At 71.7% G+C, this 25,067-nt stretch carries 24 protein-coding genes and 1 pseudogene; 13 read left to right on the forward strand and 12 right to left on the reverse strand.

Going from position 1 to position 25,067, the window contains the following annotated elements; genetic code table 11:
- Window positions 1-105: 105 nt before the first annotated feature.
- The 4 genes from AAG827_RS00680 to AAG827_RS00695 are packed head-to-tail and all read left to right on the forward strand — an operon-like array spanning window position 106 to window position 4,134.
- A complete protein-coding gene (locus AAG827_RS00680) occupies window positions 106-750 on the forward strand; it encodes a hypothetical protein (RefSeq protein WP_341923837.1) in 645 nt (214 codons plus the stop codon).
- Between the two features lie 40 nt (window positions 751-790).
- Window positions 791-1,963, forward strand: coding sequence for an acyl-CoA dehydrogenase family protein (locus AAG827_RS00685; RefSeq protein WP_341923838.1), 1,173 nt, complete (start codon window positions 791-793; stop codon window positions 1,961-1,963).
- 34 nt (window positions 1,964-1,997) lie between these two features.
- Window positions 1,998-2,990 (forward strand): glycoside hydrolase family 6 protein, encoded by a 993-nt coding sequence (locus AAG827_RS00690; RefSeq protein WP_341923839.1) that lies wholly within the window; start codon window positions 1,998-2,000, stop codon window positions 2,988-2,990.
- A 55-nt stretch (window positions 2,991-3,045) separates the two neighbouring features.
- Complete coding sequence (locus tag AAG827_RS00695) at window positions 3,046-4,134, forward strand: response regulator transcription factor (protein ID WP_341923840.1); 1,089 nt, start codon at window positions 3,046-3,048, stop codon at window positions 4,132-4,134.
- Between the two features lie 15 nt (window positions 4,135-4,149).
- Here AAG827_RS00695 and AAG827_RS00700 read toward each other — a convergent pair whose 3' ends face one another.
- The 5 genes from AAG827_RS00700 to AAG827_RS00720 all read right to left on the reverse strand — a co-directional run bounded on the left by AAG827_RS00700 (window position 4,150) and on the right by AAG827_RS00720 (window position 9,428).
- Entirely contained in the window at window positions 4,150-4,872 is a 723-nt protein-coding gene (locus tag AAG827_RS00700) for a hypothetical protein (RefSeq protein WP_341923841.1), read from the reverse strand.
- On the reverse strand, window positions 4,869-6,365 hold the full coding sequence (locus AAG827_RS00705) for a glycosyltransferase family 2 protein (RefSeq protein ID WP_341923842.1): 1,497 nt from the start codon (window positions 6,363-6,365) through the stop codon (window positions 4,869-4,871). The genes AAG827_RS00700 and AAG827_RS00705 overlap by 4 nt, the downstream gene beginning before the upstream one ends.
- A gap of 98 nt (window positions 6,366-6,463) precedes the next feature.
- Entirely contained in the window at window positions 6,464-7,072 is a 609-nt protein-coding gene (locus tag AAG827_RS00710; RefSeq protein ID WP_341923843.1) for a Maf family protein, read from the reverse strand.
- A 31-nt stretch (window positions 7,073-7,103) separates the two neighbouring features.
- Window positions 7,104-8,780, reverse strand: a complete 1,677-nt coding sequence (locus tag AAG827_RS00715; RefSeq protein ID WP_341923844.1) for a DUF885 domain-containing protein — start codon at window positions 8,778-8,780, stop codon at window positions 7,104-7,106.
- 63 nt (window positions 8,781-8,843) lie between these two features.
- Window positions 8,844-9,428 carry a TetR/AcrR family transcriptional regulator gene (locus AAG827_RS00720; RefSeq protein ID WP_341923845.1) on the reverse strand — a complete coding sequence of 195 codons (585 nt, stop codon included), beginning with the start codon at window positions 9,426-9,428 and terminating at the stop codon, window positions 8,844-8,846.
- A 79-nt stretch (window positions 9,429-9,507) separates the two neighbouring features.
- Here AAG827_RS00720 and AAG827_RS00725 point away from each other — a divergent pair, with 79 nt between their 5' ends.
- Complete coding sequence (locus tag AAG827_RS00725) at window positions 9,508-10,941, forward strand: MFS transporter (protein WP_341923847.1); 1,434 nt, start codon at window positions 9,508-9,510, stop codon at window positions 10,939-10,941.
- Here the strand turns inward: AAG827_RS00725 and AAG827_RS00730 are convergent, their stop codons facing one another.
- On the reverse strand, window positions 10,942-12,651 hold the full coding sequence (locus tag AAG827_RS00730) for an alkaline phosphatase D family protein (RefSeq protein ID WP_341923848.1): 1,710 nt from the start codon (window positions 12,649-12,651) through the stop codon (window positions 10,942-10,944).
- Window positions 12,652-12,913: 262 nt separating this feature from the next.
- Between AAG827_RS00730 and AAG827_RS00735 the strand changes: the two genes are divergently transcribed.
- On the forward strand, window positions 12,914-13,855 hold the full coding sequence (locus AAG827_RS00735) for a type IV toxin-antitoxin system AbiEi family antitoxin domain-containing protein (RefSeq protein ID WP_341923849.1): 942 nt from the start codon (window positions 12,914-12,916) through the stop codon (window positions 13,853-13,855).
- Window positions 13,856-14,015: 160 nt separating this feature from the next.
- Here the strand turns inward: AAG827_RS00735 and AAG827_RS00740 are convergent, their stop codons facing one another.
- Window positions 14,016-14,270 carry an acyl-CoA carboxylase epsilon subunit gene (locus AAG827_RS00740; protein WP_341923850.1) on the reverse strand — a complete coding sequence of 85 codons (255 nt, stop codon included), beginning with the start codon at window positions 14,268-14,270 and terminating at the stop codon, window positions 14,016-14,018.
- Window positions 14,270-15,889 carry an acyl-CoA carboxylase subunit beta gene (locus tag AAG827_RS00745; RefSeq protein ID WP_341923851.1) on the reverse strand — a complete coding sequence of 540 codons (1,620 nt, stop codon included), beginning with the start codon at window positions 15,887-15,889 and terminating at the stop codon, window positions 14,270-14,272. Before AAG827_RS00745 ends, AAG827_RS00740 begins: the two co-directional genes overlap by 1 nt.
- A gap of 68 nt (window positions 15,890-15,957) precedes the next feature.
- Here AAG827_RS00745 and AAG827_RS00750 point away from each other — a divergent pair, with 68 nt between their 5' ends.
- The 7 genes from AAG827_RS00750 to AAG827_RS00780 all read left to right on the forward strand — a co-directional run bounded on the left by AAG827_RS00750 (window position 15,958) and on the right by AAG827_RS00780 (window position 21,633).
- Window positions 15,958-16,779: a biotin--[acetyl-CoA-carboxylase] ligase gene (locus AAG827_RS00750; protein ID WP_341923852.1), complete on the forward strand. Its 822-nt coding sequence runs from the start codon at window positions 15,958-15,960 to the stop codon at window positions 16,777-16,779.
- Between the two features lie 12 nt (window positions 16,780-16,791).
- The gene (locus AAG827_RS00755) at window positions 16,792-17,298 is read left to right on the forward strand and encodes a PH domain-containing protein (protein ID WP_341923853.1); all 507 of its coding nucleotides are present in this window, start codon (window positions 16,792-16,794) and stop codon (window positions 17,296-17,298) included.
- Window positions 17,299-17,340: 42 nt separating this feature from the next.
- A complete protein-coding gene (locus AAG827_RS00760; protein ID WP_341923854.1) occupies window positions 17,341-18,315 on the forward strand; it encodes an adenylate/guanylate cyclase domain-containing protein in 975 nt (324 codons plus the stop codon).
- A gap of 115 nt (window positions 18,316-18,430) precedes the next feature.
- Entirely contained in the window at window positions 18,431-18,757 is a 327-nt protein-coding gene (locus AAG827_RS00765) for a winged helix-turn-helix domain-containing protein (RefSeq protein WP_341923855.1), read from the forward strand.
- 31 nt (window positions 18,758-18,788) lie between these two features.
- A complete protein-coding gene (locus AAG827_RS00770) occupies window positions 18,789-19,949 on the forward strand; it encodes a 5-(carboxyamino)imidazole ribonucleotide synthase (RefSeq protein WP_341923856.1) in 1,161 nt (386 codons plus the stop codon).
- Between the two features lie 14 nt (window positions 19,950-19,963).
- Complete coding sequence (gene purE, locus AAG827_RS00775) at window positions 19,964-20,479, forward strand: 5-(carboxyamino)imidazole ribonucleotide mutase (protein ID WP_341923857.1); 516 nt, start codon at window positions 19,964-19,966, stop codon at window positions 20,477-20,479.
- 20 nt (window positions 20,480-20,499) lie between these two features.
- The gene (locus AAG827_RS00780) at window positions 20,500-21,633 is read left to right on the forward strand and encodes a heparan-alpha-glucosaminide N-acetyltransferase domain-containing protein (RefSeq protein WP_341923862.1); all 1,134 of its coding nucleotides are present in this window, start codon (window positions 20,500-20,502) and stop codon (window positions 21,631-21,633) included.
- Window positions 21,634-21,646: 13 nt separating this feature from the next.
- Here the strand turns inward: AAG827_RS00780 and AAG827_RS00785 are convergent, their stop codons facing one another.
- The 4 genes and pseudogenes from AAG827_RS00785 to AAG827_RS00800 all read right to left on the reverse strand — a co-directional run.
- Complete coding sequence (locus AAG827_RS00785) at window positions 21,647-22,330, reverse strand: response regulator transcription factor (RefSeq protein WP_341923858.1); 684 nt, start codon at window positions 22,328-22,330, stop codon at window positions 21,647-21,649.
- A complete protein-coding gene (locus tag AAG827_RS00790; protein ID WP_341923859.1) occupies window positions 22,300-23,565 on the reverse strand; it encodes a histidine kinase in 1,266 nt (421 codons plus the stop codon). Before AAG827_RS00790 ends, AAG827_RS00785 begins: the two co-directional genes overlap by 31 nt.
- Window positions 23,562-24,569, reverse strand: coding sequence for an acyltransferase (locus tag AAG827_RS00795; protein ID WP_341923860.1), 1,008 nt, complete (start codon window positions 24,567-24,569; stop codon window positions 23,562-23,564). Before AAG827_RS00795 ends, AAG827_RS00790 begins: the two co-directional genes overlap by 4 nt.
- Window positions 24,560-25,067, reverse strand: a pseudogene (locus AAG827_RS00800) (D-alanine--D-alanine ligase A); the annotation flags it as partial. The gene AAG827_RS00795 and the pseudogene AAG827_RS00800, both read right to left, overlap by 10 nt.

Consider the following 25,067-nt stretch of genomic DNA (forward strand, 5'->3'; position numbering starts at 1 on the left):
CTGTGTGGGTGAGTCGATCTCCGTCGCGCAGGGTATCGCCACCGGACGGCAGATCGGCGTGAGGCTCCAACCGTGGACGCGGCGCCCGGTGCCTATAGTCATCGGGTGGCATCACGACAGGGCTTCTGGCGCGAACCGTCCGGCACCCCGACCTCCGAGGCGATCGCCCTCGAGGCCTGGGTCAAGGAGACCTACGACGTGCTGGGCACCGTCGCGTTCGACTACCACGGCGTCATCACGACCACCGACCTCGCCGAGCGGGTCCAGGAGGCCAGCGGCATCCGCACCAGCCGGCCCGAGACGGCCTGGCTCGGCAAGGTGCTGCCCCCGGTCGCCCACCTGTGCCGGCGCAACGGTGAGCCGCCGCTGACCGCGCTGGTGGTCGACCCCCGCACCGGGTGGGTGGGGGAGGCCTACGACGACGTGCTGCGCGTCGCCGACCAGCTGCCGATCCTCGAGCCGGTCAAGCGCGAGATGCACGCGTCCGCAGCCCGGCTCGAGTGCTACCGCTGGGCCGGCTCCGCTCCGGCCGGCGGCGGCGAGCCGGCCGCGGTCCCCGAGCCGATCAGCAGACGAGCCCGTGCTCCGCGACCCGCGGGCACGAGCGCCGCCCCGCGGACCCCGCGGGCCACAGCCCCTCCCAAGCCCGCCGTGAAGCCGAGGATCGCCGCCTCGGACCGGCCGATCACCGTGTGCCCGCGCTGCTTCATGGCCGTGCCCGCGACCGGGCTCTGCGACAACTGCGACTGACCTGGTTAACAAACGCTAACCGCGCGGCTAGCATGGGCCCATGAGCTTCGACCTGAGCCGAGAGCACGAGGAGTTCCGCCGCAGCGTCCGCGAGTTCGCGGAGGCCGAGATCGCGCCCTACGCCGCGCAGTGGGACCGCGACCACCACTTCCCGGTGGACGTCGTGCAGCAGATGGGCAAGCTCGGTCTCTTCGGGCTGACCGCGCCGGAGGAGTTCGGCGGGGCCGGTGAGGACGGCGACTTCACCAGCCTGTGCGTGGCCATCGAGGAGATCGGCCGCGTCGACCAATCGATGGGGATCACGCTCCAGGCCGGCGTCGGGCTCGGGATCAACCCGATCCTCACCTACGGCACCGACGAGCAGAAGCAGCGCTGGCTCCCCGAGCTCGTGGCCGGGGAGAAGCTGGCGGGGTTCGGCCTCACCGAGCCCGGCGCCGGCTCCGACGCCGGTGCCACCCGCACCAAGGCCGAGCTGCACGACGGCGAGTGGGTCGTCAACGGCTCCAAGCAGTTCATCACCAACTCCGGCTCCGAGATCACCAGCCTGGTCAACGTCACCGCTCGGACCGGCACCCGCGAGGACGGCAAGCCCGCGATCTCGGTGATCATGCTGCCCGCCGGCACGCCCGGCTTCACCGCCGAGAAGGCCTACGACAAGCTCGGTTGGCACGCCTCCGACACCCACCCGCTCTCCTTCGAGGACGCCCGGGTGCCGGCCGACCACCTGCTCGGTGCCGAGGGTCGTGGCTACGCGCAGTTCCTCGCGACGCTCGACGACGGCCGGGTCGCGATCTCGGCGCTCTCGGTCGGCTGCATCCAGGCCTGCCTCGACATAGCGCTGGCCTACGCGGGGGAGCGCCAGACCTTCGGTGGTCCGATCGGACGCAAGCAGGGCGTGGCCTTCCAGATCGCCGACCTCGAGACGATGCTCCACGCGAGCCGGCTGCTGACCTACCGCGCGGCCTGGCTCAAGGACTCCGGCGCGCCGATGAAGGACTTCAAGCAGGCCGCCTCGGTGGCCAAGCTCTACAGCACCGAGTCGGCCGTCACCGCGACGCGCATCGCCACGCAGGTCTTCGGCGGCTACGGCTTCATGGAGGAGTACCCCGTCGCCCGCTTCTACCGCGACGCCAAGGTGCTCGAGATCGGCGAGGGGACCTCCGAGGTCCAGCGCATGCTCATCGCCCGGGGCCTCGGCCTGCCGGTCGAGTGACGTGGGGGCACCACCCCGACGGCATGATGGGCACGTGCTGCCGATCCCCCGCCTGCTGCTCCTCGTCACCCTTGCCCTGACGACGCTGCTCGCCGGGTGTGGCGGCGGCGACACGCAGGCGCCTGGGGACGCGAGCCCGACCCTGGCGCCGGCCGAGGGCAACCCGTTCGCCGACGGCGCCCCCTTCGCCGACCCCGACTCACGCGCGGCCCGGGCCCTGGCGCAGGCGGAGCAGACCGGCGACACCGAGTCCGCCCGCATCTACACCCGGCTCGCCGAGACCCCGGCCGGCATCTGGCTGACGCCCGAGGAGTACCCACCCGGCCAGGTCGCCGCCAAGGTGGGCTCGGTCGTGGCCGAGGCGGCCGCCGCCGGTCAGGTGCCCACCTTCGTCGTCTACGGCATCCCGGACCGCGACTGCACCGGTGGCTTCTCGGCCGGGGGACTCCCCGCACCGCAGTACGGCCCGTGGGTGCAGGAGATCGCGACGGCGGCAGTCGGCGCGGTCGCGGTCGTCGAGCCCGACGCCCTCGCCTCCGCGCTCGAGTGCGACCGGCGAGACCAGCGGGTGCGCCTGATCCGCGACGCCGTCGACCGGCTGCGGTCCGCCGGCGTCACGACGTACGTCGACGGGGGACACTCCCACTGGATCGACCCGGTCGCCCTCGCGGACCTCATGCGCGAGGTGGGCGTGGAGTCGGTGCGCGGCTTCGCGGTCAACGTCTCCAACTACCAGACCGACGAGGACGAGCGGGCCTTCGCCGACGAGCTCAGCGGTCTGCTGGGCGGGGCGCACTACGTCATCGACAGCGGCCGCAACGGCCGCGGCTCGATCGACGAGTGGTGCAACCCGCCGGGTCGGGCCTTCGGCCGGGACCCGGAGGTCGTGGACGACGGCTCGGGGCTCGACGCCTTCCTGTGGGTGAAGCCGCCCGGTGAGAGCGACGGCGAGTGCCAGGGCGGTCCGGCCGCCGGTGAGTTCTGGCCCGAGCGCACGCTGGAGCTGGCGGCCGCGTCCGGTTGGTGACGCCCGGACCCATGCCGAAGCCACGGGGGAGGGCCTCGTTCGTTAGGGTGAGTCCATGGTGGGGAATGAGTGGACCGCGGTCATCATCGAGGACGATCCTGATGTCCGCGACCTCATCGAGATCGTGCTGACCCAGTCGGGCTTCCACACCGTCGTGGCCGAGAACGGTGTCGCCGGCGTCGAGGCCGTGCGCACCCACAACCCGCTGATCACCACGCTGGACGTCAACATGCCGGGCATGGACGGCTTCGCCGTGGCCAAGCGGTTGCGTGACTTCAGCAGCACCTACCTGATCTTCATCACCTCCCTCGGCGACGAGATCGACGTCGTGCAGGGCTTCGAGGCCGGCGCCGACGACTACCTCGTCAAGCCCTTCCGCCCACGCGAGCTGCGCGCCCGCGCCGACTCGATGCTGCGCCGACCCCGCGCCCGGCAGGACGCCCCGGCCGGACCGAGTCATGCTGCGGCGCCGCCGGCGCCCGAGCCCGCCGCTCCGGTCCAGCCTCCCGAGGAGTCGTGGGCCGCCAAGGCTGCACGCGAGCTGAAGGCCGGTCTCTCACCAGCGCCGTTCCTCCAGCCCGTCCAGGCGCCCCAGCCGGTCCAGCAGCCCGCACCCCAGGTCGCCCCGCAGCAGCCGGCCCCGGTCGTGCCGCAGGCACCCCAGCCGCCGGCCCCGGTCCACGAGGCCCCTGTCCACCAGCCCCCCGCCCCTGCCTACCAGCCTGCGGCTCTCGCGCCCCAGCAGGCGGTCAGCCAGCCCCCGGCGCAGCCGGTGCTCCCTGCGGTGGCGCAGGGGGGTGCGGTCGCCCCGGGCGAGGGTGGCTGGCTGCGCTTCAACGACCTGGCCCTCAACGCCGAGACCCGTGTCGTCAGCGTCGGTGGCGGCTCGGTGGACCTGACGCGCGCCGAGTTCGACCTGCTCGCATCACTGCTGGGCACCGGTCGTCGCGTGCGCAGCAAGGCCGACCTGGTGCTGACGATGCGCGGCCAGCAGTACGTCACGTCGTACTTCGTCAACGAGGCCGACAAGCGTGCCGTCGAGACCAACATCGCCAGCCTGCGGCGCAAGCTGGGCGATGACGGCGCCACGCCGAGGTTCATCGAGACCGTCCGCGGCGTCGGCTACCGGCTCGCCGAGGTCTGAACCCGGGCTTGCTCGTCAGTTGGCGTTGACGGGGATCCGGGCGACCTTGGTCGGCTTGGTCGACTCGAAGATGGCGATCGGCACGGTCTGCTTGATCTCGCGCTTGGTGAAGCGGTCACTGCCGGCCGACTCCTGGACCCACACGGTCGCGGTGAACATCAGGTCGATGCCGCGGGTGTCGAGGGGCACGGGCCGGATCTTCTGGTTGCGGAGCTCGAAGGCGCCCTTGGGCGAGGTGATGATCATGCCGTACTTGGTCGTGAGGGGCTCGGGGTCGAAGGTGATCCTGCGTGCCTCGGCGTCGAGCCGGTAGGGCGTTGTCGTGCCGCGCCCCTTGGTGGTCTTGGTGACCGAGGTGACCTGGATCCGCTCGAGGTAGACCTTGCGCTTGGTCTTGTAGGGGTCGCGCAGTCCGCGGTCCAGGTCGTAGGCCTGGAAGGTGAACGAGAAGAACTTGTTGCCCTTGGGGTACCACTCGTTGGTGCGCGGGGTCGACTTGGTCGGGTAGAGCGTGTAGACGAAGTCGACGCCGTTGATGTCGATGTGGGACTGGAAGGTGCCGTCGCGGGTGAACTGCGAGTCGTAGGGCGTCTCGGTCGCCGTCGGCGACGTCGAGGTGCTGGGCTCGGCAGCGGGATCCGTGTTGTCCCCGCTGAGCATCGAGCAACCCGAGAGGGCGACCGCGAGGAGCGCGGTGAGGAGCGCGGCCCGCGGGCCGCGTCGCAGTGTGGTGGTCATGCCTTGAACCCTCGGTATCGCTTGCTTCCCTTGATGAGCATCCACGCAGTCTGCAGCACGGTGATGACACCCAGGATGGGCCACCCCACGGCGAGGATGTCGGACTGCAGCTGGATGGGGAGCTGGACCCAGGCGAACCCGGCCGCGACGAAGAGGACGAGCAGCACGAGGAACGGGTAGAGCCAGGCGGTCCCCTTGCCTCGCTCGGCCTTGGCCTGCGCGGCCCAGTTGTCGGTCTGCTGCTTGCTGAAGAACTTCAACCACGCGCGCACGAAGTGACCCATGCGGATCCACATGTAGACCTCGGCCGGGGCCAGCAGCATCGCGAAGAGGTAGTCGCGCTTGTTGGCGAACTCCATCGAGCGGGCCACGCGCCAGTTGAGCAGCACCGCGGAGGCCGGCGGGATCAGCCACAGGGGGCTGAAGACGAAGGCGCTGATCGACAACGAGCCGGCCAGCAGCAGGGCGAACATCAGGCGCGTGATGATGTTGACGACCATCGACATGTGCTCGAACCAGCGCAGGCGCAGGTTGGGGTGGAGCGGCTGCCCCTTGGTGTCACCGCGCTGACCGGGCCACATCAGGTCGATGGCGCCGAAGTTCCACTTCACCTGCTGGGCGTCCAGCGAGCGCAGCGTGGTCATGCCGCCCACGTGGGCGCGGGCGAAGGCACTGATCTTGGTGAGGTAGCCGGCGCTCTTGATCTGCAGCGAGAGCAGTGAGTCCTCGACCTCGGAGTCCTTGACCCACGGCGTGCGCTGGTGGCTGTCACGCATGACGTCGCGCAGCGCCTGGGTGGAGAAGATGGAGAACTGGCCGCCGAGGACCGCCATGTTGCGGCCCTTGAGCAGGTTCTGCATGTTGAAGGCGGAGAACTGGGCGCGCTGGCCGGCGATGAGGAACTTGGCCATCGGGCCGTCCAGGGCGCTGTCGTCGATGGAGTAGATGGCCGAGATGCCGCCGATGCGGTCGTCGCTGGCGATCTCGTCGACGAGGTGCTGGATCGCGTCGGGCTCGGGGGTGGTGTCGCCGTCGACGCCGAGCAGGAAGTCCATGTGCTCGACCAGCGAGTAGCCGTAGTTGAGGGCGCCGACCTTCTTGTCGGGGTTCTTGCCGATGTCGTGGACGTAGATGATCGTGCTCTGCTCGCCCGAGGCCGTCATGCGGGTGTGGGGACCGGCGTAGTGGCTGGCGATCTCGACGGACTCGTCGCTGGTGTTGTTGACGATGACGTGGATCGTGTCGGGCAGGCGGGTCTGCTGCAGCAGCGAGTCGAGGACGCCGGCGATGGTCTCGCCCTCGTTGTAGGCCGGGATGATGCAGCCCACGCTGGGGCGGTAGGTCGGCAGCTCGTCGACCGCGTCGAGGAAGCTGCTCTCGTAGGCGGCGAGGGAGGGGTCGGGAGTGCGCACGTAGTCGTCACCGACGACGGGGAGCGCCTCGGTGGCCTGCGACGGCAGTGCCGAGTCGCGGCCGTTCGTGTTGCCGTTCACGTGGAAACCCCTCTGGTTCTCAGACCCTGGTGCCCCAAGTCTGCGGGGCGACCCTCAAGGGCGACCGGGCGGTTCCTCCATCATTCCTCAAGATCTGCTCAAGCAGGACCGGTTCGCCAGAGCCCGGTCCACGACCCGCCCAGCTCGGCGACGAGCGATCTCACGAGGGGCAGGCTCACGCCGACCACGTTGTGGAAGTCGCCCTCGAGGCCCGTCACGAAGGCGCCGCCCAGACCGTCGACGGTGAACGCGCCCGCCACGTGCAGCGGCTCACCCGTGGCGACGTAGGCCTCGATCTCCTCGTCCGTGACGTCGGCGAAGTGCACGGTGGTCGACGCCGTGGCCGCGGCGACGCGCCCGGAGGCGACGGCCCGCAGGCTGTGCCCGGTGTGCAGCACCCCGGAGCGCCCCCGCATCGCCTGCCAACGTCGACGCGCGTCGGCAGCGTCCGACGGCTTGCCCAGCGCGGCACCGTCGAGCTCGAGCACGGAGTCGCAGCCCAGCACCAGGGCATCCGCAGGAAGGTCGTCTCGTGCCGCGACGGCGGCGCACTTGAGCTCAGCCAGCTGGAGTGCGAGCTCGGCCGGGGGCAGCCCCTCGAGCTGGGACTCGTCGACGCCCGAGACGATCACCAACGGGTCGATCCCGGCACTGCGCAAGGTCGAGAGCCGGGCGGGGGAGGCGGAGGCGAGCACGAGCGTGGTCATGGGCGCCAGCCTAGACAGGTCAGACCCCGCGTCAGATCCGGGCGAGGGCCGCCTTGAGCGGGTCGAGCCCCAGCGAGCCGAGGTCGAGGGCTGCCCGGTGGAAGGCCTTGAGGTCGAACGCCCCGCCCTGGCGTGTGCGGGCCTCGTCGCGCGCCTCCAGCCAGATGCGCTCGCCGACCTTGTAGGAGGGGGCCTGCCCCGGCCACCCGAGGTAGCGCTTGACCTCGAAGTCGATGACCGCAGGCTCCATCGAGCAGTGCTGACCCATGAACTCACGCCCGAGGGCCGGCGTCCAGGTCTCGCCGGGGTGGAAGCCGAACGGGTTGTCGGGCGGGATGGTGAGCTCGAGGTGCATGCCGATGTCGATGATGACCCGAGCCGCGCGGAACGACTGGCCGTCGAGCATCCCGAGCCGGTCCGCCGGGTCGGCGAGATAGCCGAGGTCGTCCATCAGTCGCTCGGCGTAGAGCGCCCAGCCCTCACCGTGACCGCTCACCCAGCACATGAGGCGCTGCCAGCGGTTGAGCAGGTCCTGACGCACGGCGGTCTGCCCGACCTGCAGGTGGTGGCCGGGCACGCCCTCGTGGAAGACCGTCGTGACCTCGCGCCAGGGGGAGAACGACGTGATGCCGTCGGGCACCGACCACCACATCCGTCCCGGGCGCACGAAGTCCTCCGAGGGCCCGGTGTAGTAGATGCCGCCGTCGTTGGTGGGAGCCAGGCAGCACTCGATGGTGCGGATCTGCTCGGGGATGTCGAAGTGCGTGCCGTCCAGGTCGGCCAGCGTGCGGTCCGCGAGGTCCTGCATCCAGTCGCGGAACGCCTCGCGGCCCTCGACCCGGCGGGCCGGATCGGCGTCGAGGTGGGCGATCGCCTCGCTCAGCGAGGCGCCCGGCAGGATCCGCTCCGCGGTGGCCGCCATGTCGTCGGAGAGCCGCTTGAGCTCCTCCCAGCCCCAGGCGTAGGTCTGCTCGAGGTCGACCGCGGCACCCAGGAAGCGCCGTGACTCCAGGGCGTAGCGCTCGCGACCGACCGCCTCCTTCGCGCGGCCGCGCGGGGCGAGGTCCTGCTCGAGGAAGCGGCCGAGGTCGGCGTAGGCGGCGGTGGCGGCCGTGGCGTGGTCGGTGAGGGATCGCTGCAGCGACTCGGGTCCGCGGGCCGCGAGCCCGGCGAAGAAGTCGCCCCCGGCCCCCTCCTGCCCGGTCCACCCGCGCACCTGCTGGGCCACCTCGACGTACTGCCGGGTCGCGACGACGTTGCCCCGCTCCGCCTCCTCCTGGAGCGTGGCGCGAAAGCCGCGCAGGCGCTCGGGGATCGCCGCCAGCCTGCTGTCGACGTGGGTCCAGGCCTCCTCGTCGTCGGTCGACATCAGGTCGAAGACCTGGCGCAGCTCGTGCAACGGGCTGTCGATGACGCTGACCTGGCACCGCAGCGTGCCCGCGTCCATGATCTCGATCTCGAGGCCGAGCCGCTCGAGGAACGCGTCGCGCGCCACCGTCTCGCGCTCGTCGACGGGCGTGGCAGCGGCGACGGTGGCGTAGGCCTCGCGAGTGACCTGCTCGCGCTGCTCGAAGCCGTCGGGGGAGTAGTCGGGCAGCTCCCCCTCGTGACCGGCCACCCCGAGGTAGGTCGCGAGGACCGGGTCGAGGGAGCAGGAGCGGACGAGGTAGGCCTCGCTGGCGATGTCGATGGTGCGCTCGGTCGTCACGCCCCGACCCTAGCCACGGCGCCGTGTCGTCGGCGAGGGGTTTGCGGGGGGTCTGCGGAGGGCTCAGTCGGCCGCGAGCGCGGGGAGCATCTCGCCGAAGGCACAGGTCGTGAGCCCGAAGATGTCGTCGCCCTCGACGGCGTGCTCGGGGGCGTGCATCGACATCATCACGTTGAGCAGCATGCCCTGGGCGATGAAGTCCTTGGCCCGGTCGGGCTCGCAGCCGGTGGTCATGAGCGTCTGGTAGATCGCGCCCATCCCGGCGCGGGCCTGGGCGCCGATCTCGGGCTCCCCGCCGGCGGAGAAGCCGTGCATGAGGACCTGGAGGAAGTCGCGGTCGGTGAGCAGGGCGCCGTAGGCGAGGCCGAGGTGCTCCCAGACGTCCTCGTCGGGGGCGAGGTCCTGGGCGAGGACGTCCTCGAAGGCGGTGCGGATCTGGTCGGAGGCGCGGGCGAAGACCGCGAGGAAGAGCTCGAGCTTGGTGCCGAAGATCCGCACGACGTAGGGCTGCGAGACCCCGGCCTCCTTGGCGACCGCGTCGGTGCTGGTGCCGTGGAAGCCGCCGCGGGCGAAGGCGCGGGTGGCGGCGTGCAGGACGAGCTCGCGCCGGTCCTCGGCGCTCATCCGGGGGATCGGGGCGGCATTCATGCTTGACAGGTTATCACTTGATTACTTAGCCTCAGGACCTAAGTAATCATTCAATGCCTTCTTGTTCCAGGAGCACACGATGACCGCACTCGCCCCACCCGTCGCCGTCTCGGACGACCCCGCCCTCGGCGCCCCCACGCGGCGCCGGGTGCCGGTCTGGCTGGCGATCCTCGCCGCGTCCCTGCCGATGTTCATGGCCACGCTCGACAACCTCGTCATGACCAGTGCCCTGCCGGTCGTCCAGGCCGACCTGGGCTCCTCGGTCAGCCAGCTCTCCTGGTTCATGAACGCCTACACGCTCACCTTCGCCACCTTCATGCTGCCCGCCGCCACGCTGGGGGACCGGCTCGGACGCCGCCGGATGATGCTGGCCGGGCTCGCCCTCTTCACGCTCGCCTCGATCGCCTCTGCGCTGTCGACGACCTCGGAGGCGCTCATCGCGGCGCGGGCCGTGCAGGGCCTCGGGGCCGCCGCGATCATGCCCCTCTCCCTGACCCTGCTCGCCGCCGCCGTGCCGCCGGCCCGCAGGGCGGTCGCGATCGGCGTGTGGGGCGGCGTCTCCGGCCTGGGCGTCGCGCTCGGCCCGGTCGTCGGTGGTGCGGTCGTAGAGGGGGTCAGCTGGCAGGCGATCTTCTGGCTCAACGTGCCCGTCGCGCTGGTCGCGGGCCCGCTGCTCCTGCTGGCCGTGCGTGAGTCCCGCGGCGTGTGGCAGCCCCTCGACCTGGTGGGCACCGTGCTCCTCGGTGGCGCGGTCTCCCTCGGCATCTGGGGCATCGTGCACGGCAACGACGACGGGTGGGGCTCCCTCGGGGTCCTCGGCCCGCTGGTGCTCGCGGCGCTGCTGCTCCCGTCGTACGTCGGGTGGGCGCGAGGCCGCGCCCACGCCGTGCTGCCGCTGCGGCTCTTCTCCTCCCGGGGCTTCTCGGTCGCCAACGCGATCGGGCTGTTCTTCACGCTCGGGATGTTCGGCACGGTCTTCCTGCTCTCGCAGTACCTCCAGGTCGTGCAGGGCTACAGCCCGCTCGAGGCCGGCCTGCGCACGCTGCCCTGGACGGCGGCGCCGATGGTCGTGGCGCCGATCGCCGGTGCGCTGGCCGGGCGGCTCGGCCTGCGCTCCCTGCTGCTGACCGGCCTGGTCCTCCAGGCGGCGTCGCTGGTGTGGTTCGCCTCGCTGACCGAGAGCGGCGCGGCGTACTCCTCCTTCGTGCTGCCGCTGGCGATGGCCGGTGTCGGTATGGGGCTGACCTTCGCGCCCAGCGCCACCGCGGTGCTCGAGGGACTGCCCGAGGACGACTTCGCGATCGCCAGCTCGGCCAACTCCACGATCCGTGAGTTCGGCGTGGCGCTGGGCATCGCGGTGCTCACCGCGGTCTTCCTCGGCAACGGCGGCCAGATCACGCCGACCGGCTATGACGGGGCGATCGGCGCGGCGCTGCTGACCGGGGCCGGTGCGGTCGCGGTGGCCGTGGTCGCGGCGCTCTTCGCGCCCGGTCGGGTGCGCTCGTCGGACTGATCAGTCGACGGTGAGGTCGGCGACGGTCACGAGCCGCGGGTGCTCGTGGTCGTCGCCGTCGACCTGACCCTTGGCCCACCACATGCGCAGGCCACGGTCGGTGACCTCGAGGGTCGCCAGGTTGTTATCGAACCACGGGCCCTTGAGGAGCCTCCACGTCATCGGCGCGCGGGGGACCTTCGCCGAGCGCGCCACGACGTGGCCGAGCGGCCCGGCGACGCCGTAGGACAGGAACGCGGTGGCGAAGCGCCACTTGCGCGACAGCGGGTTGCGGATGGGGGAGCACACCGCCTGGATGATCCGGCTGCGCGTGGGGGCCTGCCCGCGGTTGGCGCGTCGCGTGGGGCGGGCCTCGGAGACATAGCTGTGGTGGACGTCGCCGGAGAGGAAGGTGACCGTCTCCGGGGCGTCGCCGCGCTCGCCGCGGGCCACCTCCAGCACCATCGCGGTGACCGTCTGGAAGGCCTCCTGGAAGGCGGCCCAGTGCTCGAGGTCCGCGGCCTGACGGATCGTCTCGCCCCGCTTGGCCAGGCGTCGGCCCCAGGCGCCGCCCGCGAGGGCCTCGCTGAAGGCCTCCACGTAGTGCAGCCCCGGCGCGAGCAGGAAGGGCAGCGACGTGCCGATCAGCAGGTGGTCGAAGCCGCCGCAGAGCTGCCCGTCGAGCCAGGCGAGCTCCTCGTCGTCGAGAAGGCTGCGGTGCTCCGGCTCGAGCACCCGCGCGGCGCGGGAGTCGACGACCACCAGCCGCGCCTGGGTGCCGAAGTCGCGCGCGAAGCTCCAGCGGTAGGACGACGGCTCCTGGTCGGCGCGATCGGCGAACGCGTCGATCAGTGCGCTGGCGTCGTACTCCTCGGGGCCGTCGTGGCCGACGATGCGCTGCCAGATCTCGTCCTCGGCGCGCTCGTCGGCCGAGAGGTTGCCCAGGTGCTGGTGCACCCAGTAGGACCCCAGGCCCGCGACGATGCGGCCGTGCCACCAGTCGGTGGCCTCCATCTCGTCCTTCCAGGCGCGCGAGGTGTTCCAGTCGTCGCGGACGTCGTGGTCGTCGAAGATCATCGCCGTCGGCACCGTCGAGAGCAGCCAGCGGTTGGCCGGGTCGGTCCAGGCGAGGCAGTAGAGGTGGGCGTACTCCTCGTAGTCCTGGAGCTCGGTCCACGGCGCCTGCTCGATGTCACGGCGCGACTCGATGAACTCCTTCATCTCCTGGGTGGTCTCGTCGGCGTAGACCTGGTCGCCGAGGAAGAGCACCAGGTCCGGCCAGCGCACCTCGTCGCCCGGATCGGGGTCGTCGCGGTGCGCGGTGTCGGTCACCCCGGCCATGCGCAGCGCGTAGGCGCGCAGGGCATCGACGCCGTGGGTGTCGTTGCCGGCCTTGTCGTGGCCCACGGAGGTGCGGCACGACCCGAAGGCCATGCGCAGGGGCTTGGCGTGGTCGAGGGTCGGGATCACCGAGGGCGGGTAGGGAGAGTCGGCCGGAGGCCAGACCTGCTCACCGTCGATGCTCACCGTGTAGGGCGTCTTGCTGCCCGGCTCCAGCCCGTCGACGCACACCAGCGCGTAGTGGTGGTCGTGCACGCAGAAGGTCCGTGCGCTGCCCGAGTGCTCGCCCGCCGTCACCGTCACGGTGCTCGCCGACGCGGTCTCCACCCACACGCTCGCGCTCGTCTCGTCGACGTGGCGCAGCAGCGGGCCGAGCCTCAGTGCAGTCATGAGCCGCAGCGTTTCACACCGATGGTGGGTGGGGCGGGGCGGTCGGGCTGCCGCTTCATCAAGGTATGTCGACGAAGCGCCACTCCCCATGGCGTGCACCCCGTGGTGGGTGGCGTGTCGCCATGGGAAGTGTCGAGCCTGGCGGTGCCGTCCTCGGATGCAGGGTCCTGGAGATGTCCACAGGACGACGTACGACGCGCTCCTCCACAACTGTGCACGGCGACCGGGGCGAGGTGGGGGTGGCTGCGCCGACGGTCCTGTCATGGATCCGCTGCGCATCGTCGAGGACCTCGACGGCTTCTTCACCACCGCCCACGCCCACGACGTGGGACACGACCACAAGTCCATCGCCCGCCAGGTCCGGGACGGGCAGTGGCACCGCATGCGGCGTGGCTACTACGTCTTCGGCGACACCTGGGTCGAGCTTGACGACATCGGCCGTCATGCCGTGAGGAGTCGGGCGGTGCTGCACTCCCTCGGCCCCACGGTGGCGTTGAGCCACGTGTCGGGCGCCATCGCGCACGGGATCGCGGTGTGGGACATCGACCTCTCCCGGGTGCACGTCACGCGGCTCGACGGTGGCGCCGGGCGGATCGAGGGCGATGTGGTCCACCACGAGGGCTTCTGCGTGGACCACGACCTGCGCGCGGTGGACGGCCAGCGCGTGCTGTCCGCGGAGCGCTGCGTGTTGGAGGCGGGGTCACGCGCCCAGGGCGCGGCCAAGCTGATCCCGCTCAACTCGCTGCTGCATCTCGGGCTCGGGACCCGCGCGAGTCTGGAGGCGCAATTCGAGCAGATGGAGCGGTGGCCGTTCCTCCGCTCGATGCACGTCCCGGTGCGGCTGGCGGACGGTGGTGCGCAGTCGGCCGGAGAGTCGCGAGGGCTCCACCTCTTCTGGACCGGCGGGATCCCGCGTCCCCAGACCCAGTTCGAGGTGCGCGACGCCGGCGGGCAGCTCCTCGGCACGTGTGACTGGGGCTGGCCGGAGCACGAGCTGCTGGGGGAGTTCGACGGGAAGGTGAAGTACGGCCGGCTGCTGCGGCCCGGCCAGGAGCCTGGTGACGTGGTGTTCGCCGAGAAGCAGCGCGAGGACCTGCTGCGTGAGGTCACTGGCTTCCGGATGGTCCGGATCGTCTGGGACGACTACCAGCGCCCGCGACTCACGATCGGACGAGTTCGCACGATGCTGCGCCTGGCGAGCTGAGCCGGAGTCGCGCGTCGGTCGTCACGTCCTCGTGAGGACTCGCCGGCCTGCGGCACGGCGCACTTCCCATGGCGAAACGCCACCTCCCACGGGGTCTACGCCGTGGGAAGTGGCGTTTCGTCTGCATACCTTGATGAAGCGGCGGTGCTCGGCGCCCGACTCAGCCCGGCAGCCCGCTCGCCCGCCAGCCACCCGGTCCGTGGGGCAGCGTCCGGCGGACCTTGCGGTGCGGCGACTGCCACTCCGGCGTACGACGAGCAGGCGGCGCGTCGCCGGAGCCGAGGGCCGCGAAGACCGCGACCAGCGCCGCGACCTCCTCCGGGGTGGCGTCGCTGCCGATGACGCGCAGCAGCGGTCGCGTCTCCGGCGTGACCTCGGCAGCGGCAGCGGCGTCGGTGTCGTCGTGCTCGGCCATCAGAGCGGGATGTTCCCGTGCTTCTTGGCCGGCAGCGTGACCCGCTTGGAGCGGAGCAGGCGCAGGGCCCGGACGATCTCGATGCGGGTCTCGTGGGGGGTGATGACCGCGTCGATGTAGCCGCGCTCGGCCGCGATGTAGGGGTTGGCGAGCGTGGTCTCGTACTCGTCGATCAGCTCGGCGCGACGCGCCTCGACGTCCCCCCCGTCCTTCTCGACCTGGGCGAGCTCCTTGCGGTGCACGATGTTGGCCGCGCCCTGGGCGCCCATGACGGCGATCTGGGCGGTCGGCCAGGCGACGTTGATGTCGGCGCCGAGGTGCTTGGAGCCCATGACGTCGTAGGCGCCGCCGTAGGCCTTGCGGGTGATGACGGTGACCAGCGGGACCGTCGCCTCGGAGTAGGCGTAGATCAGCTTGGCGCCGCGGCGGATGATGCCGTTCCACTCCTGGTCGGTGCCGGGCAGGAAGCCGGGCACGTCGACGAACGTGAGGACCGGGATGTTGAAGGCGTCGCAGGTGCGCACGAAGCGGGCGGCCTTCTCGGAGGCGTCGATGTCGAGCGTGCCGGCGAACTGCATCGGCTGGTTGGCGACGATCCCGACCGAGCGCCCCTCGACCCGGCCGTAGCCGATGATCAGGTTGGGCGCGAAGAGCGGCATGACCTCGAGGAACTCCTCGTCGTCGAGGACCGCGGTGATCACGTCGTGCATGTCGTAGGGCTGGTTGGGCGAGTCGGGGATGAGCACGTCCAGCGAGCGGTCGAGGTCGGTGACCTCCATGTCGGCGGCGTCGTCGTAGATCGGCGGCTCGTCGAGGTTGTTCTGGGGCAGGTAGGACAGCAGCGCCTTGGTGTACTCCAGCGCGTCCTCCTCGTCGGCCCCCATGTAGTGGGCGTTGCCCGACTTGGTGTTGTGGGTGCGGGCGCCGCCGAGGTCCTCCATCGAGACGTCCTCGCCGGTGACGGTCTTGATGACGTCGGGCCCGGTGATGAACATGGCGGAGGTCTTGTCGACCATGATCGTGAAGTCGGTGACCGCGGGGGAGTAGACGTGGCCACCCGCGCAGTTGCCCATGATCAGGCTGATCTGGGGGATGACGCCCGAGGCGTGCACGTTGCGGCGGAAGATCTCGCCGTAGAGACCCAGGGAGACGACGCCCTCCTGGATGCGCGCGCCGGCGCCCTCGTTGATGCCGATGATCGGGCAGCCGGTCTTGATCGCCAGGTCCATGACCTTGGTGATCTTCTCGCCGTAGACCTCGCCGAGCGAGCCGCCGAAGACCGTGAAGTCCTGCGAGAAGACGCAGACCTGCCGGCCGTCGATCGTGCCGTAGCCGGTGATGACGCCGTCGCCGTAAGGACGGTTCTTCTCCAGCCCGAAGGCGACCGAGCGGTGCCGCGCGAGCTCGTCGAGCTCGACGAAGGAGCCCTCGTCGAAGAGGTGCTCGATGCGCTCGCGGGCCGTCCACCGGCCCTTGGCGTGCTGCTTCTCGACGGCCTTCGCCGAGCCGGCGTGGACCGCCTCGTCGAGCCGTCGCTCGAGGTCGGCCAGCTTGCCGGCCGTCGTGTGGATGTCGAGGTCCGTGGGGACCTCGGTGCCTTCTCCGGGCTGTGCGCTCACGCGAATCTCTCCTGGTGTCAGCCGTCTGGTGCTGGCCTCTTGGCGTCTGCTGCGACAGGGTAGTGCGCGTGACCTCGGACCCGGCTCTGCGCCCACCCCTCGACAAGTCCCGCCTCGCCGGCATCGGGTCGGACGAGATCCCCGACGTCACGATCGAGGTGGTCGAGACGGCCACGTCGACCAACGCGCTGGCCGTCCAGCGGGCCCAGGAGGGCGCCGCTGACGGCCACGTCGTCGTGGCCGAGCACCAGACCGCGGGCCGTGGGCGTCTCGACCGCACCTGGGAGACCCCGCCCGGCGCCGCCCTGACCTTCTCGATGGTCCTGCGTCCCGTCGTCCCCACCCGCTCGTGGCCGTGGCTCCCGCTCCTGACCGGCTACGCCGTGGACAAGGCACTGAAGGCCCAGGGCTTCGACGCCGGGGTGAAGTGGCCCAACGACGTGCTCATCGGCGACAAGAAGGTCGCCGGCATCCTGATCGAGCGGATCGAGACCAGCGACGGTCCGGCGGCCGTCGTGGGGGTGGGTCTCAACGTCGGGATGCGTGCCGACGAGCTGCCGGTGCCGACGGCCACCTCGTTGGCCATCGAGGCGGGTGACGCTGGACCAGACCGCACCGAGGTGCTGCTCTCGGTGCTGAGCACCCTGCGCGAGGCCTACGACGCGTGGCAGGCCGGCGGCGACCACACCGGGCTCCGCCTGGCCGAGTCCTACGCCGATGCCTGCGTCACCGTGGGTCAGGACGTGCGGGTCGACCTTCCCGACGGCTCCGTGCTGACCGGGCGCGCCACCGGCGTCGACCCCGGCGGCCGGCTGGTCGTCGACGGTCCGGACGGCCCCACGCCCGTGGCCGCTGGTGACGTCGTCCACGTGAGAGCCCTCGATCAGTGACATGATCCGTGCGTGGCCCTCTCGCAGAAGCTGTTGAACGCCGGCGAGCACATCGTCGTCAGCACCCGCACGCACCCCAAGGCGCTCCTCGTGCCCCTCCTGGCGCTCGTCGTCTTCCTCGCCGGAGGCGTCGCGTTCCAGGTCTACGTCGACAACTCCACCGCGCAGCTGGTCGTGTGGGGCCTGATGCTGGTCGGGATCCTGTGGTTCGCCGTGTGGCCGACGCTCGACTGGTGGTTCGCGTCCTACACGTTCACCAACCGCCGTCTGATCACCCGCCACGGCATCCTGACGCGGCGCGGTCACGACATCCCGCTCTCGCGGATCAGCGACGTCGCCTACGAGCTCGGCATCATCGACCGGATGCTGGGGTGCGGCACGCTGGTCATCAGCGACGCCAGCACCCACGGCCAGGTGCTGCTCCCGGACATCCCGCGTGTCGAGGAGAGCCAGCGCCGGCTCAACGAGCTGCTGCACGAGCTGCACGGCGGCGCCTCCAACCGCGAAGAAGGACACTGACAGCCGGGTCGGCCCCCGCGTCGGACACCGGTCGGAGCTGGCATGACTGAAGCTGAGGACGACTCCCTCGAGCGGGCGATCCTGCGCCAGGACCCGCTCTACAGCGCCGCCGACGTGGCGGAGCAGTCCGGCATCACGCTGGACGAGGCGCGGCGGCTGTGGCGCGCGCTGGGCTTCCCCGAGCACGGCGGGGAGAAGGCCTTCACCCAGGCCGACGTGGGCGCCGTGGCCACCCTGGTCGGGGCGGTCGACGCCGGCCTCTTCGACCTCGACCTCGCGGTCAACCTCACCCGCGGCGTCGGTCAGACCATGGCCCGGCTGGCCGACTGGGAGGTCGGCGCCCTGGTCCACCGGGTCGAGGAGCTCGAGTCCGGCGACGACGCCACCGGGTCCCGGGAGGGCTCCGCCCTGCGGCTGATCGAGGACCTCAGCGAGCCCTTCGAGTCGCTGCTCATCTATGCCTGGCGCCGCCACCTGGCCGCTGCCGTGGTGCGGATGCAGGCGATGAGCGCCGGCCCCGAGGACCTGCACACGACCAAGGTCAGCGTGGGCTTCGCCGACATCGTCAGCTTCACCGCACTGTCCAACGAGATCTCCCGCGAGAAGGTCGGCGACCTCGTCGAGCTCTTCGAGTCGCGCTGCGCCGACGTGATCGCCACGCAGCGCGGGCGCGTGATCAAGAGCCTGGGTGACTCGGTGCTCTTCGTCAACGACGACCCGATCGCCGCCTACGACACCGCCGAGGGGATCATCAACGTCGTCGGCCGCGACTCCCGGATGCCCGACGTGCGCGTCGGTCTGGCGAGCGGCTCGGTGATCATGCGCCTGGGCGACGTCTTCGGCCCGCCGGTCAACATGGCCGCCCGGCTCACCGCCGTCGCGCGCCGCAACCGGATCATCATCGACGCGGCCACCGCGGCGCTGCTGCCGGTCGACCAGTTCGAGACGAGGCGGCTGCCCGCGCGTCCCGTGCGGGGGTTCGGCCTCGTCGAGCCCGTCGCCGTACGACGGCACTGAGCGCCGCAGGCCGGCTTTCGGGCGTGTGCCCCCGGAGCGAATGCGGGCTAGTCCGGTGGGGGTCAATTCGGGCAAGGGAGCCCGGCGCGCGGGCCGGTTTCCCTACGTTGGGCTCGTGTGGGAGGTCCAGGACGTGCGGCTCGACCCGTCGACCCGGCGCGTCTGGAGAGGTGCCGACGAGGTCGTCCTGTCGCGCAAGGAGTTCGACCTCGTGCACGCCCTGATCTCGCGGGCCGGGGAGATCGTCACGCGGGACGAGCTCATGCGCGACGTGTGGCACACGAGCTTCTGGAGCTCCTCCAAGACCATCGACGTGCACCTGGGCTGGGTGCGCCGCAAGCTCGGTGACGACACCCGACGACCGACGCTCATCACCACGATCCGCGGTCGCGGCCTGCGCTTCGAGGTCAGTGCACCCGTCCACGGCAGGGCGTCGGTCTAGGCGACACCCGCTCGGGGGCTAGGGTTTCGGCGTGCCAGAGCTCGCGCCGACCCTCGCCGTGATCGGCGGTGGACAGCTCGCCCGGATGATGGCCCAGCCCGCGATCGCGCTGGGCCTGCCGCTGCGACTGCTGGCCGAGGCCGAGGGTGTCTCCGCCGCCCAGGTCATCCCCGACCAGCTGGTGGGTGACTACACCGACCTCGACACCCTGCTGCGGGTGACCGACGGCTGTGCCGTGGTCACCTTCGACCACGAGCACGTCCCCACCGACCACCTGCACGCACTGGTGGCCGCGGGGCACGCCGTACGTCCGGGACCGGAGGCGCTCGTGCACGCCCAGGACAAGGGCGTCATGCGCGCCCGCCTGGCAGAGCTCGACGTGCCCTGCCCCCGCAACGCGCTGGTGCACTCGCTCGCCGACGTCGAGGCCTTCGGGCTGCCGTGCGTCCTCAAGACCACCCGCGGCGGCTACGACGGCAAGGGCGTGTGGTTCGTCGACACCGTCGAGGACTGCGCCGAGCCCCTGCGGGTCGCCGCCGAGAGCGGCGTCGGGCTGCTCGCCGAGGAGAAGGTGGCGTTCCGGCGCGAGCTGTCGGCCCTGGTGGCGCGCTCGCCGAGCGGTCAGGCGGCGGCCTACCCGGTCGTGGCCTCTACGCAGAAGGACGGCATCTGCCACGAGGTCGTCGCCCCGGCGCCCGACCTCGACCCCGAGCTCGCGGCGCACGCCCAGCAGATCGCGCTGCGGGTCGCCGGCGCGCTCGACGTCACCGGGATCCTGGCCGTCGAGCTCTTCGAGACGACCGACGGTCACGTGCTGGTCAACGAGCTCGCGATGCGGCCGCACAACACCGGCCACTGGACCCAGGACGGTGCGGTCACCTCGCAGTTCGAGAACCACCTGCGGGCCGTGATGGACCTGCCGCTCGGCTCGCCGGCCCCGCGGGCCCGGTGGACGGTGATGGTCAACATCCTCGGCGGTCCCGACGCCGAGGTCGGGCGCCTCTACGACGGCTATCCCCACGCGATGGCCCGCGACCCCCACCTGCGGGTGCACCTCTACGGCAAGGAGCTGCGTCCCGGCCGCAAGGTCGGCCATGTCAACGCCTACGGCGACGATCTCGAGGAGTGCCTGGAGCGGGCGCGGCACGCCGCCGCGTGGTTCCGCGGCGACCTCGGCAACGAGAGTGAATGAGTGAGTTGAGCACCATGACTGAGCAGCCCCGCGTCGGCATCGTGATGGGGTCCGACTCCGACTGGCCGGTGATGAAGCTGGCCGGTGAGGCGCTGGCCGAGCTCGGTGTCGCCTTCGAGGCCGACGTGGTCTCCGCGCACCGGATGCCCGAGGAGATGATCGCCTACGGCAAGGAGGCCGCCGGTCGCGGTCTCTCGGTGATCATCGCCGGCGCCGGGGGAGCGGCCCACCTGCCGGGCATGCTCGCCGCGGTCACCCCGCTCCCGGTGATCGGCGTGCCCGTCCCGCTGAAGTACCTCGACGGCATGGACTCGCTGCTCTCGATCGTGCAGATGCCGGCCGGGGTGCCGGTGGCGACCGTCGCGATCGGCAACGCGCGCAACGCCGGCCTTCTCGCGGCGCGCATCCTGGGAGTCTCCGATCCGGCGCTCCAGCAGAAGATGGTCGACTTCCAGGCCGAGCTGAAGACGCAGGCCAAGTCCAAGGGCGAGGCCGTCCGCGGCGGCGGTGCTCGGAGGCTCGGCTTCTGAGCCCTCGTCGCCTCGTCGGACTGGACGTCGCCCGCTGCCTGGCGCTGCTGGGCATGGTGGCGACCCACGTCGTCGCGACGACGGGCCCTGACGGGGAGCTGACCGTCGCCCACTGGCTGGCCGGGGGACGAGCCTCCGCCCTGTTCGCAGTGCTCGCCGGGGTCAGCCTCGCGCTGATGACCGGGCGCCGGGTGCCGGTGCGGGGTGCGGAGCGCCGCGCCCGCTCGGCCGGCCTGGCCGTGCGCGCCTTGCTGATCGCGTCGTTCGGGCTGCTCCTCGGCGAGCTCGACTCGGGGCTCGCGGTGATCCTGACCTACTACGGGCTGCTCTTCCTGCTGGGGCTGGCCTTCGTGGGGCTGCGTGCTCCGGTCGTGCTGGGGCTCGCGGTGGCCTGGGCGGTCCTCGCGCCGGTCGTCTCGCAGGTGGTGCGTCCGCTGCTGCCCGAGCGCGGCTACGACAGCCCGGCGTTCGGGCAGCTCGCCGAGCCCGGGCAGCTGCTGTCGGAGCTGGCCTTCACCGGCTACTACCCGGTCGTGCCCTGGCTGGCCTACCTGCTGCTCGGGATGGGGCTGGGACGCCTCGACCTCGCCCGCCGCACCGTCCAGCTGGGGCTGGTCGGGGTCGGGCTCGCGGTGGCGGTCGCAGCGACGGTCACGTCACGGGTGCTGCTCGAGCGTCCGGGCGTGGCGCAGCGGCTGTCCGAGGAGCTGGGTCAGCCCGGCGCCGGTGTCGAGGGCCTCCTCCGGCAGACCGAGGCCGGAATGTTCGGCAACACGCCGACGGGCGGCAGCTGGGACTGGCTGCTCGTGGTCGCGCCCCACAGCACCACCCCCTTCGACCTCCTGCAGACCATGGGGTCGGCCCTGGCCGTCGTCGGGGGGTGCCTCCTGGTCGTGGCCGCACTGCCCGCCTTCGGCCAGCGCGTCGTCGCGATCGTCTTCGGTGCCGGCACGATGACGCTGACGCTCTACAGCGTGCACGTGCTGCTGCGCACCGAGCTGCTGTGGCCGCCCGACGAGGGCGCCTACGCCCAGCACGCGCTGGTCCTGCTCGCGATCGGTGCGGTGTTCGTCGGCCTCGAGCGGCGCGGGCCGCTGGAGCGGCTGGTCGGTGCCGCTTCCGACCGGGCCTCGGCGCTGGTGCGGCCGCGCTAGGTGCTCGCTCGGCTCAGACGAGCCCGTGCTCGTGCGCGAACACCACGATCTGCACCCGGTCGCGCAGGCCGAGCTTGCGCAGGATCGACCCGACGTGGGTCTTGACCGTGGACTCCCCGGCGAAGACCAGGGCGGCGATCTCGGTGTTGGACAGCCCGCGCGCGACGGCGGCGAAGACCTCGCGCTCCTTGTCGGTGAGCCCGAGGTAGGCCGCGGGGACCGGCGCCTGCTCGCGGAACTGCCCGTCGAGCAGCGTCGACAGGTCGGTGGGGGCGAGCACCGCGTTGCCGGCGTGCACCGTGCGGATCGCGTCGCGCAGCAGCACCGGGGTGGTGTCCTTGAGCAGGAAGCCGCTGGCGCCGTGCCGGATCGCCGTGGCGGCGCGGTCGTCGAGGTTGAAGGTCGTCAGGACGATCACCCGCACGGGCACCTGCCGGCGCGCGACCCGCTCGGGCAGGAAGATCTGGCGCGTGGCCTCGACGCCGTCCATCTCCGGCATGCGGATGTCCATCAGCACCACGTCGGGCGCCAGCTCCTCCACCAGGCGCACGGCCTCGAGCCCGTCGCCGGCCGAGCCGACGACCTCCATGCCCTCCTGGGCGCCCACGATGACCGAGACGCCCTCCCGGAAGAGGTCCTGGTCGTCGACCAGCAGCACGCGGATCGTCACCGGCCCACCGCCCGGACGGGCACCCACGCGGTGACGGTGAAGGTGTCGTCGTCCGCCAGCGCACGACGTCGTACGTCGAGCCGGCCGCCGGCCGCCTCCAGTCGCCGGCGCATGCCGTCGATCCCCTGGCCTCCGGTCACCTGGACCGCGTCGGTGGGCTGGTCGGCGGACGACGCCACGACGTTGCGGACCTCGATGCGCAGCTCACCGACCCAGCTGCCGTCGGGCCAGTGCCGCTCGACGAAGACCGGCTCGCCGCGCTGACCGTGCTTCATGGCGTTGGTGAGCATCTCCTGGAGCACCCGGAAGGCGACCTGCTCGAGCTCGGGCGGCAGCGGCTGCGGCGTGCCGACGACGCTGGAGACGACCTCGTGGCCGCTGGCGCGCACCCCCGCGACCAGGTCGTCGAGCCCGCCGCTACTGGCGGCAGGAGCCCCGGGTGCGGGAGGGGTGAGCACCTGACGCACGTCCTGCAGCGACGACCGGGCCGAGGTGGCGATGGTGGCCATCGTGGCCTTGAGCTTCTCGGTGTCGACGTCGTCGACGTACTGCGCCGACTCGGCCTGGGCGAGGATCACCGCGAGGGAGTGGCCGACCACGTCGTGCACGTCGCGGGCCAGACGCGCCTGCTCCTCGCGCAGCCGGGCGATCTCGCGGGCCTGCTCGGTCTCGCGGACGGCCTGGGCCGCCTCCTCCTCGGCCGCGACCTGCGACACCTTGGAGTGCCGGGCGCGCTCGCTGAAGCGCAGCGCCAGTCCGGCCAGGAACGGCACGGCGAGCACCCCCATGCCCATGACGGCCGCGCCGACCTGCCAGGTGTCGCCGAAGCGGTAGGCGGTGTCCACCAGCGAGCGATAGCTGTCGCTGTCGATGAAGGGGGCATAGCTGGAGGACACGACGAGCAGCGCGGCGATCAACCCCGCGGTGGGGATGGAGAGGCCGGCGGCGATGACGGTCGAGGACCGGCCCCACCGCGCTGTGCCGAAGGCGACCGCGGCGAAGGCCAGCTGCACGAGCATGATCGGCGACCCGGTGAGCACCTGGACCGCGCTCGTCGCCCACACCAGGCTGAGCGCCACCCCCGGCTCCCGGCGGCTGCACGCGACCGCGACCGCCGTCACCAGCGCCACCCCGACCAGGGTGGTGCGGGACTGTCCCGCGACGTCGAGGAGGTCGGTGTTGGCGGCCTCGAGCAGGCCCAGGGCGAGGACCGCCAGCCCCAGGGCGACGTCAGGCAGCCAGGCGCGCCAGTCGCGGGTCACGCGGCCACCGCCTCACGCGTCCGGTGCCGTTCTCCGCGGCGCTGCACCGGTCCCTCGACCAGCCGCCAGCTCAGCGCCGCCGCCACCACCGTCAGCGCGGCCGCGACCGGACCGGCGAGGTCGAGGTGGGGGCGCAGCCACAGCGTCAGCGGGTAGTTCCACAGGTAGGCCGCGTAGGACACCGTCCCGAGCCACACCACCGCGTCGAGCGCGCGGGGCACGGTCGTCAAGGAGCGCCACGAGAGCAGCAGGACGCCGGTCAGGAGCGCGATGGCCGGGCCTCCCGCCAGGTAGGTGAGCGCATGACCCCGCAATGGAACCACGCTGAGGACGCCCAGCCCGAGCAGGGCGAGCGGCACGCCGAGCGCCAGCGCCCGAGCGGGCGCGACGACCCGGTCGGCCAGCACGCGGGTCGCGGCGCCGATCACGAAGCACCCCGCCCACGAGGTCGGCAGCGCGTAGGCCAGGTCGGGGGACCCGCGTAGCCACAGCATCGTCGCCAGGCAGGCGACCAGGCACGCGAGGCCGGCCAGGACGAGCGCGAGGCCCACGCGGCCGCGCGCGAAGGCGAGCGCCAGGAGCGTGGGCCACAGCAGGTAGAACTGCTCCTCGGTGGCCAGCGTCCACAGGTGGAAGGTCGCGTCGCTGCCGTGGTCGAACGGCAGGTTGCCGGTCCAGGTCAGCGCCACCACGGCCGTGCGGAGCAGCTCGTCCCGGTCGCCGAGGGGGTCGAGCAGCAGCGTCACCAGCACCACGCCCGCCACCAGGAGCAGGAGCGCGGGCACGAGTCGCCAGGCACGGCGCACGTAGAAGCGACGCAGGTCGACGCGGCCGTCGCGCTCGAGCTCACCGAGGAGCAGCCCCGTGATGAGGTAGCCCGAGAGCGCGAAGAACATCACCACCCCCACGACGCCGGCCCCGGGGAAGACCGACGGAAAGGCGTGGCGCAGCACCACCAGCGCCACGGCGATCCCCCGCAGCAGGTCGAGCCCGGCTATCCGCACGATGCTCCCGCCTCGAGGGGGCTGGCGGCCTCGAGCGCGTCGCGCACCAGCAGGTCGAGCAGGTCGGGGTAGGCGAGTCCGGCGGCGGCGTACATCTGCGGCACCTGGGAGGTGGCGGTGAAGCCGGGCATCGTGTTGACCTCGTTGAGCACCGGGCCGTCCTCGGTGAGGAAGAAGTCGACGCGGGCGACGCCGCGGCAGCCGAGGGCGTCGAAGACCGCCAGCGCCGCGTCCTCGAGCGCCTTCTGCTCGGCCTCGGTGACGACGGCGGGGATGCGGAGGTCGGCGCTGCCGTCGTACTTCGTGGTGAGGTCGAAGAGCCCGTCGACCACGATCTCCAGCGTGGGTGAGACCAGCCGCGACCCGTCGGGCCGTGCGATCACGGCGACGTCGATCTCGCGACCGACGACCAGGTCCTCGACGAGCACGCGGGTGTCGACCGCGAGAGCCGCCGCCACCGCCGGCACCAGGTCGGCGGGCGACGCCACGAGCGAGACC

Origin of the sequence: Nocardioides psychrotolerans, from assembly GCF_943371775.1 — a bacterium.
Classification (GTDB): domain Bacteria; phylum Actinomycetota; class Actinomycetes; order Propionibacteriales; family Nocardioidaceae; genus Nocardioides; species Nocardioides psychrotolerans_A.